This is a genomic window from Entomobacter blattae (assembly GCF_014672835.1).
GTDB lineage: Bacteria > Pseudomonadota > Alphaproteobacteria > Acetobacterales > Acetobacteraceae > Entomobacter > Entomobacter blattae.
Map to the genome: position 1 here is coordinate 1565888 of NZ_CP060244.1, position 14110 is coordinate 1579997.

Sequence of the window (14110 nt, forward strand, 5' to 3'; positions counted from 1 at the left end):
TGATGGAATTTCCTGAAAAAAAGGAAGACCCGAAAGTTTCTACCCATAAAAAGCCTATTTTTTCATTTGTTTTATATCCTTTCATAAAACTGCGGAAAATGGTTGATAAAGTCAGTGTGCGGCTTTTATTAATCATTTTTTTCTCTGCGGTTCCTATTGCCACCATTGCCATTATTTTTGCCTGGAACAATTATCGTTTAACGTTTTCCGGCAGCCTTTACCGGGGGGTGGTGGCTGCCAGCCGCATTAATGCGGCCATTCAAAACCATATTGCAGGTAGTCGCTCGGTTATGCGAGCCCTCTCTCAGGATAACCTGCAAAAAGACCCAGCAGCCTGTAAACGTATTTTGGATTTTGTCTACTCCGCCTCCGATGGGCGCTATCGGGTTTTACAATTTCGGTATGTAACGGGCTATATTGTCTGCTCAACAGGCGATACATCTTTACTTCAGCAAGCTCAGGTGCAGTGGGAGCGGAAAAGCCCCGTGCTGCTCATTCCTTTTTCCTATGATAAAGGGCCTCATGCAGGCTATTTTTTTATTCAAATCACACGCAGGCTCTTTAACAGCGAAAAAACCTTCAGCCGTAAGGGCGATGGGTATATGACAGGGGTGATCACGATAGGAGGCAGCAAGAAGAATTATGACTCCCTTCTGCGTTGGCGCAATGATGACGAGGATATGTCAGATACCCAAGCATGGATTATTTATAACGATCGGCAGATTGTGCCCCTTTGCCGGGATTGTATGTGGTCGCACGGTCAGTTTTTAAACAGTACTATCTTAAACCGCTTATATAATGGGGAGCATTCCTTTTATATGCGTCCTTCACGAGTGTCTTCAAACGAGGGAGGGGCAGTGTATAGCCTTATGCAGGTTTCCCCTGGTATAAATCTGGTGGTAAGAACTGGGCAGACCGATGTTGAACAACATGCCTTTGCCTTTTTTGTGGTAAGGGTGGTGGAGATTGTATTTTTCCTCATGGTGGGTTTGGGAGCCGTTGCGGTGGGGGGCAATATTCTTGTTACAGCACCCCTTCAACGCCTGACAGAGGCTGTCCAGCACTGGAAGCAGACCAAGGTTTTTGATGGGAGTGTCATGTATAATATGCCCTTGGAACTCCGCCAGTTGGGGTTTTCCTTTATGCGTGCCACCCGCAGGCTTACCCGTCATGAAGAGCATTTGATTGTGGTGGACCAAAAGCAGAAGCTGTTGATTAGGGAAATTCATCATCGGGTTAAAAATAATCTGCAAATTATTGCCTCTCTTCTGAACCTGCAAATGAACCGGATAAAAAATCCCCAATCTCGGGCTGAGTTTGCAACAGCTCGTGAACGTGTTAAGGCCCTGGCCACCTTGCATCGTTATATGTATGGTGAAGACAGCGATGTGCAGGCGGTTAACATGCGCCACTTTATGGAAGAGCTTTGCTGTCAGATCATTCAGGCCTTTGGGTATGATTCAGGCGATACGCTTGTTTCTTTTCAATCTTCGGTAGAAGATATTACCCTGACGATTGACCAGGCCGTTCCCCTTGCCTTAATTGTCACTGAAATTTTAAGCAACTCCTTGAAATATGCGTTTGTAGGTCGTAAAAAAGGGACCATTACCATAACGCTTTGCCATGGAGAGCCAGGGACAATAAAATTAACCATTGCAGATGATGGTGTTGGGTTTAACCTTGAGCGTAACCAAGAGGAGCGAAAGGGGATTGGCATGCAGCTTATCAAGGGTTTTGCTCGCCAGATTGGCGCAAGCCTGGGGGCTGTATCGCAAAAGAATGGCACTATCTATACTTTTACTATTCCCTATCCCACTCCAGGTGGGGAGAAAAGCAGTGGCCTTACCTAATCTTTTAGGGGCGAGGCTAGCGGACTCTTTCTTAAAGGCCAATTCAGTAAGGCCATTCAGTTTGGGTTTTGTGTAAAGTGCCTAAGGTGATTTTTGGGACAGGGGTAACGGCTTGGCCTGAGAAATTTGGGGCCTGAGAAATTCTGGGTCTGAAAAACTCGGGTTTTTTTAAGGTCGATGGTGGTTTGCAGTAAGGTTAAGGGCTGGAAGTCTGGCATTTTGGAAAAATTATGGATATAACGAAAAAAGAGGTCAAGGCCTGGGTAAGGCAGCAGGCCGCAAAGGGCCGGCGTAAGGTTTTAGGGATTGTTTTCTTAAGTCTGCTTGATGTCGGTATTGCTGTTGTACAGGCATGGCTTTTGGCAGATATATTAAGTGTTGTGCTGTTGGGTAAAACCGGCAATATTTTAGGGATTAGCCACCCGATAGGGCTATGGCTTGTGGCTTCTTTATGCCGTGCTGTACTGCTTTACAGTGTGGAAGTGGTCTCAGGGCGGGTTGGGGTGAAGGCCCAAAGAGATTTACGCGCCAGCGTGCTAGGGTATATTTTGCAAGGTGGGCCGGCACTTTTACGGCATAAACACACGGCAGCATTAACCAACCTGGTGATTGATCAGGTCGAGGTGGTCGATGGTTTTTTCTCCCGTTGGTTGCCCGTATCCATTTTATGGGTGGCTGCGCCTGCATTAATATTGGGGATTATTGTTTTTATCCAGCCTTGGGTGGCCGTAGTTTTGGGGGTATGTGGGCTGGTTATTCCATTGGCTCAGGCCATATTTGGTATTGGGGCAGCTCTGGCAGCCCGTAAACAATTTTTAGCCATGGCGCGTTTGCAAACCCGTTTTTTAGATCGTATACGCGGCATTGCTACACTTGTATTTTTAGGCCGTATCAATCAGGAGGCCGTTCAATTGCATCATGCGGCTAATGAGTTGCGGAGCAATACCATGCGGATTTTGCGGGTGGCTTTTCTTTCCTCTGCAACGATTGATTGTGTGATGATTATCGCCATTATTGTCATTGCCACTTCTGATAGTATGGTGTTGTATCATATATTTCATGGGCATTTCCGCATGGAGGAAGAAATATTGGGCCCGCAAGCTGTGTTATGGGTTACCCACGCCATTTTCGCCTTGCTTTTGATTCCTGAGTTTTTTTCACCCTTCAGAAGCCTGGCCCTGGCCTATCAAGATAGGGCCCATATTACCAGTGCAGGAGAGGAAATCTTGCCCTTACAGAAAGCTTATTCTGTCTATGCTCATAAGGCTCACCCTGGAGAATCCTTGGCCAAGAATGGGGTGGCGTTAACAACAGGGTTGCTCTCACCATTTCAGAAAGAGGAAAACCCAACAGAGAGAAAATTAGGAACTGGCCTGAAAACAGGATCAAACCCGGTAAGAATTCGTCCAGCTCTTACACCAACAGCTGAAGGGCAAACCGTTTTAGAAGCAGCGGTTGGGGCAAAAAAGGGGATACATATTGAGTTCCGCTCTGTCAGTTTTTCCTGGGAGGAAGAGCGTGGCTATGCCCTGGAGCAGATATCACTGGTGATGCCCGCGGAGACGACCACCATTCTCTCCGGCCCTTCAGGGGCAGGGAAAACAACCTTTATGGAGCTCTTGCTGGGTTTTATCGCCCCCCAATTTGGCCAGATTCTGTTTAATGGCATCGATACCGCAACTCTTACGGCGAAAGAGAATGCATGTCTCGTTTCATGGATTGGCCAACACCCTGTTTTATTTGCGGGCACCTTGCGCGAGAATATTATTTTTGCAAACCCCCAGGCCAGTCAGTCAGAGGTAGAACAGGCTCTTCAGGCGGCCGGTATTTTCCATTTTCTGGCAGATCTTCCCCATGGGCTCGATACTTTCGTGGGGGAAGGGGGTTATGGCCTTTCTGGGGGCCAGGCGCAGCGTGTAGCCATTGCGCGGGCCTATTTGAAAAATACCCCCATCCTGCTTTTGGATGAGCCCACAACAGCGCTGGACCCCCATACCGAGCAGGAGATTTTGGCAAGTCTGCAAGCCCTGGCAGTAGGGAAGACGGTGATTATTGTCAGCCATTCTCCAGCGGTAAGGGCTATGGCAGGCCTTAAAGTTTATCTTCAGAACGGTCGACTTGTTACTGCCCCACGGCTAGAAGATCGGGTTGAAGGCGAGAGGGATTAAGCCATGGGGCAAGAACAGGACATACAGCAGGCTTCTTCTCTTTTGTCAGATGGTAAAGATTTGCCAGAAGGTAAAGAAAACCAGCAGGCAGCCTGCTTTTCCTCAGGGAAGGGAACTTCAGGGCAGGAAAAGGGAAAAGACCACAATTCTTCTTCTCAGGGAGGAGATATGCAAGCCGCTTTAAAAGCCATTGGCCATGAAAAGGATGGTCCAGTGTCCTCCACCTTGTGCAGGCTGTTTGCGGTTTGGGCCGGGAAACGTAAGGTTGAGCTGCTTGTCGGTGTGGGTATTTCCCTTCTGGCGATGCTTTTGGGAATTGGCATTCTCAGTTTTGCTGTTTTAAGAATTGCCAGCAGTGTTCTGGGGAGCATCTTTTTGGGGGTATGGGTTTTGCGTGTGCTAGGTATGGGCAGGGTTATTTCCCGTTATGGGGAAAGGCTCTACACCCATAATGCCATGTTTAAAGCGCTGATGGATTTGCGAGTGTGGTTTTTTAAGGCAATCGCTCAAAGCTCCTCTGCCGGGTTGGCCTTTTTAAGTTCTGGAGATCTGCTTTCAAGGTTGGTAACCGATATCAGTGCACTGGATGGGCTTTACCTTCGTATTCTTCTTCCCTTTTGTAATGCGGCCCTGGCATGTGTTATCCTTGTAGGTGTAGCCCTTTATTGCCACGCCTATATGGTGGCCGTAATATTGGGTGGCGTATTTGGTTTTTCAGCCTTTGGGCTTCCCGCCATCATGGCAGCCGTAACGTATAAAATAAGCCGCCAGAAAGGCGTTCAACAGGCCCGCTTGCGTGTGACCGTGCTGGATTTGGTTATGGGTCTGCGCGAGATTTGGGCCTTTGGGGCAGAAGAGAGAATGCTTAATCGTATTATAGAGCAGGAAAAATCTCTGGAAACTATTCAGCTGCGTCAGATTAGGGCGGCTGCTTTTGCAGGCAGTGGTGCTTTTTTGGCCATGCAGTTGGGTATGGCCTTTGTGCTTATCGCGGCAATGCGTACGGATTGGGGCCTTATTGCCCCAATTGCTGCGGTTTTTATTTTGTTTTTGCTGGTTTCAGTAAACGATCTGGTGGCAGGCCTTACCCGCTCTGGAGTGCAGGCTGGCACTATAGTCCGTGCTGCCCAGCGGATTATGGGGGTTACGGCTGGAGACAGGGTTTCTCCTCAGACTTCTGGAAAGAAGGTTATGCCGACGGATTTAACTATTCGGTTCAAAAATGTTGTCTATTCCTATCCCGGGCGTAAAAAGCCTGTTTTTAATGATTTAAACCTTACCATTAAACCGGGAAGTCATATGGCCCTGTTAGGGTCTTCTGGGGCAGGGAAGTCAACCCTTGTGGCGATGTTATTGGGCCTTGTAAAGCCTCAAGGGGGCACCATCAGCATTGGTGGGGTAGACCTTTCTGAACTTGATGGAGAGGCGTTGCGAAACCATATTTCCTGGCTTTCCCAAGCAACCCATATTTTTGACGATACGATAAGGGCTAATCTCCTTCTAGGAAAAGACGATGCGTCAGAACAGGAGTTATGGCAAGCTCTTGATCATGCTGCCATTGGGGATATGGTGCGCTCCCTGCCTGATGGGCTGGATACCTGGCTAGGAGAGGGAGGAATAAAGGTTTCTGGCGGGCAAGGGCGGCGTATTGCTCTTGCCCGTATCTTGCTGCGCGATGCTCCCATTCTGCTTTTGGATGAACCGACAACAGGGTTGGATTCTACAACAGAAAGAGCGTTCCTGGAGCTTTTAAACCAGATAGAGCCCACCCGTAGTCTCATCTTAATAACCCATCGGTTAACGGGGGTAGAAAAATTAGATCAGGTTTGGATGATGGAAAATGGCGTTGTCCACCCTATGATCTAACACAATGGAATCGTTGGCTGTAAGGGTCGCTCTTGGTCGGCGTAAAGGGGTTTGAGGTCTGTGGAATCTTAGGGGATCGGTCATATTTTCTTAGCATCCATGGCGTTGGAGGTCTGCTTTGGGGGGTGTTAAGACACATTTTTTCAGGAACCCCTCTATCGCTTTATCGATCATTGCGGCGCGTTAATCCAGCCCCTTTTATGTATATTTTATCTTCAGTTAGAGAGTTTTGCCCTTGTAATAGGTGTGGGCCCCACTCTTTTACGTCTATATGCCTCTTGGTTTTAATATATTTGGCTCCTTCCCTGAGTCGAAGGGAGCGGGCTATACCCTTACGGACTTCATGCGAGAAAGTAAGGGCATCTCTTTCCCTTAGCTCACAGCATCTATTCCTCTCAAAAAGGCAATAATGGGGTAAAAGCCACCAACTAAGCTATGCAGACTCCCGATGAACCCGATGGCCAAATTCTTCTACCACGAGCTCTGCAGTATCGGCATCAATAATTTGTGGCCCTGTCGCCATGACCCCCATCTTCATAAGGGCTTTAATAACCTCACCCTACAGAATATCAAAGGCCAGCCTGTTTGGCCAGAAACTGAAATCTTGCTGAGGCTGACTCTCAAAAGAGATTAGAAGGTAAAACTAAAAATTCCTATCAGGGTACAAGCTTATTGCAATTGTCAGAGGATGACTTAAGATTTTGGTGTTTGGTGTTTGGTGTTTGGTGTTTGGTGTTTGGTGTTTGGTGTTTGGTGTTTGGTGTTTGGTGTTTGGTGTTTGGTGTTTGGTGTTTGGTGCTTTGGCTGACAGGTCACAAGCATCATAACCCGGGTTTTCCGTAAGCTGTTAATCGGGGGTGATAACCTGACTAAACTCCTGACGGAAATAATGGGCTAAACCCCGATATTTCCCTGATAATACGGCCAATGGTGTATCATCCCCCATAGAGCCGCCTCTACAGCGTCTTCCACCATAGGTTGCAAAACAGCCTCCATTTCTTCAAGGGTCGCCCCTACCACAAGTTGGCGGCTCAGGTAAGGTGGAGATGTAAGATCTTCTTAAAAGAGAAGCGCTATAAAGGTTGGCAGGCTACTTTTTTTGAGGCTATACTAAAACGATAGGGAATATTTATGCCATATTTTTCAAGACGCCAGTTACTCCAGGGAATTTTTGTTGGCACTGTGGGCCCTTTAGGCCTTATTAACCAGCGCCAGGCCCTTGCGGTCTCTGCTATCAAAACGAGCTTTTCACCTCCCAGCGTCATCTCAAATCCACCGCGCCAATGGGGAAAAAATACCAGCCCACCGATCTATCCGGATCCCGACGTTATAATCTATAACAAGGCTTACAAGGGGTTATTTATTACCATCACAGCTCTTGAACGCCTATGGGCAGGCGGGGCGTGGATAGAAGGGCCAGCTTGGTCAGCCGAAGGGCGTTATGTGGTTTTTAGTGATACCATTAAAAACGTCCAATACCGTATGGTATGGGAAACCAAACAGGTTAGTATTTTCCGCAACCCTTCCTTTAACAGCAACGGCAATGCTTTTGATGCCCAGGGAAGACAAGTTTCAACAGAAGATTTTTTCCGCCGTCTTGTCCGCTGGGAACATGATGGCAGCCTGACAGTCCTGGCCGATAACTATAAAGGAAAAAGGCTAAACTCCCCGAATGATATTGCTATCCATAAAGATGGAAGCATCTGGTTTACCGATCCAGCCTATGGGGATAATATCATAGAGGGCCACGCAGATGCTCCCGGTGGGCCTGCTAACCCATCAGGGAAAATCCGTGGTTTTCTTGGAGATGGTGGGCAGGCCTCGGTGGGAACATTCCTTAAAAATGTTCAGCGAGAACTGCCCACAGCTACCTACCGGCTAGACCCTAACGGCATCCTTGAGCAGGTTTTATCAGAAAGTGACCTGCCCGTACCCAATGGCCTGTGCTTTTCACCAGACTATAAAACTCTCTACATTATTAGCTCTGCTGCCAGCCCTCCACCTGGCTATATCCCCCAACCCAAGGATAAAACAGCCATTTACACCTTTGATCTTACCAATGGCAAACCCACCCGTAAGCGGCTATTTGCAGAACTGAATGTCGATGGTGTGCCCTGTGGGGCCGATGGCATGAGCTGCGATATTGAGGGTAACCTCTGGTGTGGGGCAGCTGGGCCGTTAGGTTATGCGGGTGTTGTTGTTTATTCTCCCAAAGGGGAAATGGTTGCTCGTATCAGGTTACCCCAAATATGTTCTAATGTAACTTTCGGCGGTCCCAAACGCAATATACTAATCATGTGTGCCGGGCAATCCATCTATAGCCTTATGGTTAACACCCAAGGTGCTGGTATGAGTTAAGTGGTCGTATGGGGTTAAATGAACAGGTTTTTTCATAACCAGCTCTTTGTCGCCCACCGCAAGTTGGTAACACTTGCATGCGCATCCTAGCAATAAAGTAAGCTTCATTTACCAGACCCTTTAACCAAAGGAAGTGTAGTGGCATCAGACGCTTTTTTCCCTTTTGCAGATGGGGTTATGATTGCCATTGAAGCGGGGGCTACAGCTATTATCCAACCTGGTGGCTCTATTCGTGACCAGGAAGTGATTGATGCCACCAATAAGGCCAATCTGGCTATGGTCTTTACGGGTATGCGTCATTTCAGGCATTAAAAAAAACCACCCATATCAGAATTTTTAGTCCCTATCAGCTTTTCTAGAAAGAATAAGCTGATACGGGCTTGTTCTCTTATGGGCTTCTCTACGGCCAGTATAGAAGTGGGAAAAGGAGGCGAGTGTATGGCCAAAATTCTTGGGGCAAGAGGGTTTCCATTATCCCGGCAACGAGAAGTGTTGTGGATACAGGAGATATAACTATAGACACATTTGCGAATATGCTCGATTTCAGAGAAGTCATTCAGAGGAATAATAATGGCATTAAAATCAGAGAATAAAATTATCCCTAATTGGTTCGAAACCATTTAATAGACATTTAGAGCTATTGTTTGGGCTCATGGACAAACTCTTCATCGAAGGCAATGACATAACATTGGCGAGGCTCTCCCCAAACATGCGACTATCCTGTGGGGCTTTAGTATTTTGGGGGCTTCAATATTATTGGCCCAAAATTATCGGTCCAAATTTCTTTCCCGATTTTACAAATCCAGGCTCCTACAAATCCAAGCCTCAAAGAACCCACCCATATAATGATCAAGGTACTCTCCTGCCACCTCAACTGAGACGGAGTGCATACCATGAACGATGCTGAAACCAGCATTTTACCTTACCAGTTTTCAGGCCATACCCCAATTGCAGTCACTTTAACGTAAAAACTTCAGGGCTTTACATCCTGAACGGCTCATTTGTATCAATGACTATTTTTGCAAAAAACGCTCTTCTTCTCTCAAAGCCCAAAAACCGGCTTAGGACCATAGAACTCGCAAAACCGTAGCCCCATAACGGGCAAGTTTGGTTTGCCCCACCCCTTTAATAGTGGCCAGCTCCTCAAGCGATTGGGGCTTTATACGGGCAATATCTCCTAAAACTGTATCCTGAAAAACAATATAGGGTGGTACGGCCTGTATCTTTGCAACCTCTAGCCGCCATTCCTTCAACCTTTTAACACTTTCCTGCTCTTGCTCGGTCAATGCTTTTGGCAGGGCCTTTTGCACAGAAGAAAGATAACGACCAGATGATGGGCGTATTTCTGTTACCACATGCTTGTTCACCAATACTGGCAGCTCCCCTCGTAAGAGGGGCCGAACATTTTGCCCCCCCAATTTCAGGGGAAGGGAGAACCCGCCACTTTGACCATCATAATCAAGGGCGCCAATGGCCAGAAGATGGCGCAAAACGCCTTTCCAATAAAAGGTACTTTTTTGCCGCCCAAGGCCAAAAACGCTCAGACCATCATGATGATATCGAAGAATATTTGCATTTTTTTTCCCCTGAAGAACGGCAATAAGATGGGTCATCCCAAAAGCCTGTCCCGTTCGATACACTGTTGAAAGCGCCATACGGCATTCTTGTGTTATATCTTCCATTTCCGGTGGTGAAAGGCAATTATCACAATGGCCACAAGGCTCTGCGAGTTCCTCTCCAAAACTTTGAAGAATTGTTTTTGTACGGCACTCCGTACTATGAGCAAAGCGCGCCATTCCTCTCATGCGCTGGCGGGTGCTCTCCCCTTGCGTTGAGGAAGAATAAGCTGAATTGTAAAGCCTAAGATGATGCTGGGCTATATCCTCACTTCCCGCAAGCATAACCGCTTCTGCTGGGCCCCCATCGCGCCCTGCTCGGCCAATTTGCTGATAGTAGGCCTCAAGGGAATCTGGCATATCAACATGCACCACCAACCTGACATCTGGGCGGTCTATTCCCATGCCAAAAGCTACGGTTGCCACCACCACCAATGCCTCACCAGAGCGAAAAAAAGCCAGTTTACGTTTTTTTTCTTCAGCACTACACCCGGCATGATAAGCTATGGCAGGCCACCCTTTTTCACTTAAAAAGGCCGCGAGCCTTTCGGTTTTTTTACGGTTATTGCAATAGATTATGCTGGTCTCTTCCTTATGGCGGCTTAGAATACCCAACAGCTGGTGTTTTTCATCATTCCTCATCTGCACACTGATATGGATATTCGGGCGATGAAAGCTGGATTCATAGACCTTGGCCTGGGGGATATTCAGGCAAGTCAAAATATCGGTCTTGGTGCGTAAATCAGCGGTTGCCGTTAAGGCAATCCGCGGCACATTGGGAAACCACTCTCCCAGGCGAACCAGCGCCCTATATTCTGGCCTGAACTCATGGCCCCAAAGGGAAACACAATGGGCCTCATCTATAGCAATCAACGATAAGGGAATTTTACGAAGAAGAATGCGGGCATTCCCTGTTGTCAACCGTTCAGGAGAAACATACACAAAATCCATCTCACCAGCCTGCATGGCTTGGGTCAATTTCTGCGCTTCTTCTGGAGAAAGCTCCGAATGCCAAGCGCAGGCTTTAAGGCCTAACTGGCATAAATGGGCAACCTGGTCTTCCATAAGGGCAATTAAAGGGGAAATAACCAAGGTTGTTCCCGCTCGGCAAAGCCCTGGCAACTGATAACACAGGCTTTTACCCCCACCTGTTGGCATTAATGCCAGCACATTTTCCCCTTGCATTAGGCTGGCAATGGCCTGGCGCTGAATGCCCCTATAGTCAGGAAAGCCAAAAACCTGCGAGAGGACTTCCCGCAGGTTTTTGGTAGGGATAGCCTTACCCCCAACCGTGTCATCCTGCCTATCTGATTGCAGAGAGGAATACACCATTGGGGGGTTAATCCTTTTTCCTAATGGCTTGATCAGCCCGCCTCTATCTGGCAAGCTCATCTGGTAAGTTCATCAGCAACTTTTATAAGGGTTGCTTTAGGGGCTAATAACTTCTAATTCAACCCTACGGGCTGCTACAGATTTATCTTCTTGATTGGCAAGGCGCGGCTGCTGAACAATGACTGATGCAGAAATCCCCTTATTCACCAGCTCATCAGACACAACTTTGACACGGTCTGCTGCAAGAAGCTCTTCTGCGTTGAGGTTGCCAACCGGGGGAGAATACCCCTCTACCAGAACCTTATCGCCCGGTGATGTTTCATCAGCCACGTGAACCACAACATCTTGGGCAGCATCATCCAGCACCGTAGAACCCGGTGTAAAGAAGACCACATATTTCCGAGGTCCTCCTTCTGCACAGCCGGCAAGAAACATTAACGTAGTTATGGCACATATTACTCGACGCATTTTCCAATCCTTTTTACTACCTTCTGGTATGGCCTTTTGGCAGATACCGTAAAATCCATTTGTTTCTATAGGGATTAAAGAGACGAATGCTACAAGGCTATTAACCCATAGCCTCACCTACAATCCTCGATCCTTTTGGCAAAGGGATACAGTTTCCCTCTTAAAATTCCTACTGGAAAATGCATATAGGCCTCACTTCCTTGAAAAATGTGGCATAAATATTCCCTATCATTTTAGTATAACCTCAAAAAAAGTAGCCTGCCAACCTTTATAGCGCTTCTCTTTTAAGAAGATTTTACATCTCCACCTTACCTGAGCCGCCAACTTGCGGTAGGGGCGACCCTTGAAGAAATGGAGGCTGTTTTGCAGCCTATGGTGGAAGACGCTGTAGAGGCGGCTCTATGGGGGATGATACACCATTGGCCGTATTATCAGGGAAATATCGGGGTTTAGCCCATTATTTCCGTCAGGAGTTTAGTCAGGTTACCACTCCCGATTGACAGCTTACGGAAAACCCGGGTGATGATGCTTGTGACCTGTCAGCCAAAGCACCAAACACCAAACACCAAACACCAAAATCTTAAGTCATCCTCTGACAATTGCAACAAGCTTGTACCCTGATAGGAATTTTTAGTTTTACCTTCTAATCTCTTTTGAGAGTCAGCCTCAGCAAGATTTCAGTTTCTGGCCAAACAGGCTGGCCTTTGATATTCTATAGGGTGAGGTTATTAAAGCCCTTATGAAGATGGGGGTCATGGCGACAGGGCCACAAATTATTGATGCCGATACTGCAGAGCTCGTGGTAGAAGAATTTGGCCATCGGGTTCATCGGGAGTCTGCATAGCTTAGTTGGTGGCTTTTACCCCATTATTGCCTTTTTGAGAGGAATAGATGCTGTGAGCTAAGGGAAGAGATGCCCTTACTTTCTCGCATGAAGTCCGTAAGGGTATAGCCAATCTTGAGCCTGTTGCTTTGGGCGATCCAAATTCCTCGACGGGTGAATAGTATTTAGAATTTCATGCAGGTCGGATTCTTAAGTGGAGTTTCTATCATCCTCATCTGGAATTGGGAAACAGAGTGCAGAACAGAGCATGGGTTAGGTCTTTGTTGTGTGCAAGAGAGGGAGGGAGAGCCTCTTATCTGCACCTTATGCCCCTCTTAGGGGAATTTTTCTGAAAAGGGTTGTCGGTTGCGGTTTACAGACTACGAGGACAGACCTAGGAGGGAAGTCTTGCGAGGGAAGTTTTGGCACGGAAAAGGATGGTTTCTTCCCCTCTACTGAACTGTAAACAAACACGGCTTATTGCCACTCCCTCAATATAAAACCTCCAGCAAAGCCCTCCTCTTTAACGGGAAGTTTTCAAAGATAGCCCTCAAGCCAGCTAGGTTTTATAGACCCATCTGGCTTGAGGGGGAGTGTTATTTATTGAATGATCCAGTGCTTCTGGAAAAGCTTCTAGAGCGGGTTGAAAGGGAGATGCGTGTTGTCTTAGTGGTTGTCTTACTGGGAATTATCTCGTTGAGGCGTAAGGCTTTTCTCGTGAGGGTACGAGATGTGTAAACTCAATGATTAAGGACGAGATCCCAATAAGGCTCTTTTCATGAGAGTGTAAGGGAGTAAGGGTTTAAGCGTTCACACGTGCCTGATAGACTTGGGGTTATATCGGGAGGATAGACCCAGGGGTTATACGGGGGTTACACGGGTTTTGTTTTAAGGGCACGTGGGAATAAAACGGTATTTTCGAGTAAGATATGCTCCATCATGTCATGAATAAATGTAGCTGCCCCGTTGTAAAGGGCCTTCCATGTGTTACACGCTTCTGGAGGAGGGGTCATATTATGGGTAAGTTTTTTAACGGTTTCAAGCTGTTCACCGGCTTCATCATGCTCGGCTTCCATCACGCTAATGGGCCCCTGGGCCATAAACCCCTTATTGTTTTCAATAAGAGGGAAAAGAATTTCCTCTTCTTTAAGCATGTGCCTATCGAGGTCTGCATAAATTTCTTCAAACAGATTGGCTAGGCCTTTTGGGCAGCTGTCCTTATTGGCATGGACACTCTCTACCTTTCGGGCCATGGCGATAAGCTCAGGCAATTGCTGACGATGCACTTGATGGAAATTTTTAACGATATAATGGGTCATCTCATGCAATGGCATTGTATTCCAGTCATGGATTTGGGGAGTTTTGCGGGTTTCCAGTAAGGAAAGGGCGGAAATAATTTTTTGTGTATCCAGATTTTTATTTTTTAGAGCATGGCCAAGGGTTATTTTCCCCCCACAGCAAAAATCTATGTCATATTCCCTAAAAAGTTGAGTGGCACCAGGAATATTAATCGCTAAAGTGCCAAGAGGCTGTTCCATATAGTTCATGAGAAATATCTTTCGTGGTTGTCTCTGTTCAAAAAAGTTTTTAATGAAAAGAATGTCTTTAATAGATACATAATAAGTACAT

The 14110-nt window shown here is 47.0% G+C and carries 8 protein-coding genes and 5 pseudogenes; 8 read left to right on the forward strand and 5 right to left on the reverse strand.

Going from position 1 to position 14110, the window contains the following annotated elements:
- Positions 1 to 2: 2 nt before the first annotated feature.
- From JGUZn3_RS06915 to cydC, 3 genes are all read left to right on the forward strand, one after another.
- Positions 3 to 1850, forward strand: a complete 1848-nt coding sequence (locus JGUZn3_RS06915) for a sensor histidine kinase (RefSeq protein WP_238996951.1) — start codon at positions 3 to 5, stop codon at positions 1848 to 1850.
- A gap of 230 nt (positions 1851 to 2080) precedes the next feature.
- Positions 2081 to 4018 (forward strand): ABC transporter ATP-binding protein/permease, encoded by a 1938-nt coding sequence (locus JGUZn3_RS06920; RefSeq protein WP_203412842.1) that lies wholly within the window; start codon positions 2081 to 2083, stop codon positions 4016 to 4018.
- Positions 4019 to 4021: 3 nt separating this feature from the next.
- On the forward strand, positions 4022 to 5884 hold the full coding sequence (gene cydC, locus JGUZn3_RS06925; RefSeq protein ID WP_203412843.1) for a thiol reductant ABC exporter subunit CydC: 1863 nt from the start codon (positions 4022 to 4024) through the stop codon (positions 5882 to 5884).
- Between the two features lie 445 nt (positions 5885 to 6329).
- Here the strand turns inward: cydC and JGUZn3_RS12650 are convergent.
- A pseudogene (locus JGUZn3_RS12650) lies at positions 6330 to 6443 on the reverse strand (translation initiation factor IF-2 N-terminal domain-containing protein); the annotation flags it as partial.
- Between the two features lie 251 nt (positions 6444 to 6694).
- Positions 6695 to 6913, reverse strand: a pseudogene (locus JGUZn3_RS12935) (glutamate synthase central domain-containing protein); the annotation flags it as partial.
- A gap of 102 nt (positions 6914 to 7015) precedes the next feature.
- On the opposite strand from JGUZn3_RS12935, the gene JGUZn3_RS06940 reads away from it, so the two are divergent.
- On the forward strand, positions 7016 to 8242 hold the full coding sequence (locus JGUZn3_RS06940; RefSeq protein ID WP_203412846.1) for an SMP-30/gluconolactonase/LRE family protein: 1227 nt from the start codon (positions 7016 to 7018) through the stop codon (positions 8240 to 8242).
- A 129-nt stretch (positions 8243 to 8371) separates the two neighbouring features.
- A pseudogene (gene purH / locus JGUZn3_RS06945) lies at positions 8372 to 8554 on the forward strand (bifunctional phosphoribosylaminoimidazolecarboxamide formyltransferase/IMP cyclohydrolase); the annotation flags it as partial.
- A gap of 749 nt (positions 8555 to 9303) precedes the next feature.
- Here purH and recQ read toward each other — a convergent pair.
- Together recQ and JGUZn3_RS06955 are read right to left on the reverse strand one after the other, a co-directional pair.
- Entirely contained in the window at positions 9304 to 11190 is a 1887-nt protein-coding gene (gene recQ, locus JGUZn3_RS06950) for a DNA helicase RecQ (protein ID WP_203412847.1), read from the reverse strand.
- A 96-nt stretch (positions 11191 to 11286) separates the two neighbouring features.
- Positions 11287 to 11658 (reverse strand): OmpA family protein, encoded by a 372-nt coding sequence (locus tag JGUZn3_RS06955; protein WP_203412848.1) that lies wholly within the window; start codon positions 11656 to 11658, stop codon positions 11287 to 11289.
- A gap of 318 nt (positions 11659 to 11976) precedes the next feature.
- On the opposite strand from JGUZn3_RS06955, the pseudogene JGUZn3_RS12940 reads away from it, so the two are divergent.
- The 3 genes and pseudogenes from JGUZn3_RS12940 to JGUZn3_RS12660 form a co-directional block, all read left to right on the forward strand.
- Positions 11977 to 12195 (forward strand): annotated as a pseudogene (locus tag JGUZn3_RS12940) (glutamate synthase central domain-containing protein); the annotation flags it as partial.
- Positions 12196 to 12376: 181 nt separating this feature from the next.
- Positions 12377 to 12490, forward strand: a pseudogene (locus JGUZn3_RS06965) (translation initiation factor IF-2 N-terminal domain-containing protein); the annotation flags it as partial.
- A gap of 594 nt (positions 12491 to 13084) precedes the next feature.
- Positions 13085 to 13219, forward strand: coding sequence for a hypothetical protein (locus tag JGUZn3_RS12660; protein WP_275402833.1), 135 nt, complete (start codon positions 13085 to 13087; stop codon positions 13217 to 13219).
- Between the two features lie 134 nt (positions 13220 to 13353).
- On the opposite strand, the gene ytfE is transcribed toward JGUZn3_RS12660, so the two are convergent.
- Positions 13354 to 14028 carry an iron-sulfur cluster repair protein YtfE gene (gene ytfE, locus JGUZn3_RS06970; RefSeq protein WP_203412850.1) on the reverse strand — a complete coding sequence of 225 codons (675 nt, stop codon included), beginning with the start codon at positions 14026 to 14028 and terminating at the stop codon, positions 13354 to 13356.
- Positions 14029 to 14110: the final 82 nt, after the last annotated feature.

What these genes read in the sequence shown, in the direction of transcription:
- JGUZn3_RS06915 (WP_238996951.1), top strand. Translation starts at nt 3, where the DNA reads ATGGAATTTCCTGAAAAAAAGGAAGACCCGAAAGTTTCTACCCATAAA.
- JGUZn3_RS06920 (WP_203412842.1), top strand. Translation starts at nt 2,081, where the DNA reads ATGGATATAACGAAAAAAGAGGTCAAGGCCTGGGTAAGGCAGCAGGCC.
- cydC (WP_203412843.1), top strand. Translation starts at nt 4,022, where the DNA reads ATGGGGCAAGAACAGGACATACAGCAGGCTTCTTCTCTTTTGTCAGAT.
- JGUZn3_RS06940 (WP_203412846.1), top strand. Translation starts at nt 7,016, where the DNA reads ATGCCATATTTTTCAAGACGCCAGTTACTCCAGGGAATTTTTGTTGGC.
- recQ (WP_203412847.1), bottom strand. Translation starts at nt 11,190, where the DNA reads ATGGTGTATTCCTCTCTGCAATCAGATAGGCAGGATGACACGGTTGGG.
- JGUZn3_RS06955 (WP_203412848.1), bottom strand. Translation starts at nt 11,658, where the DNA reads ATGCGTCGAGTAATATGTGCCATAACTACGTTAATGTTTCTTGCCGGC.
- ytfE (WP_203412850.1), bottom strand. Translation starts at nt 14,028, where the DNA reads ATGAACTATATGGAACAGCCTCTTGGCACTTTAGCGATTAATATTCCT.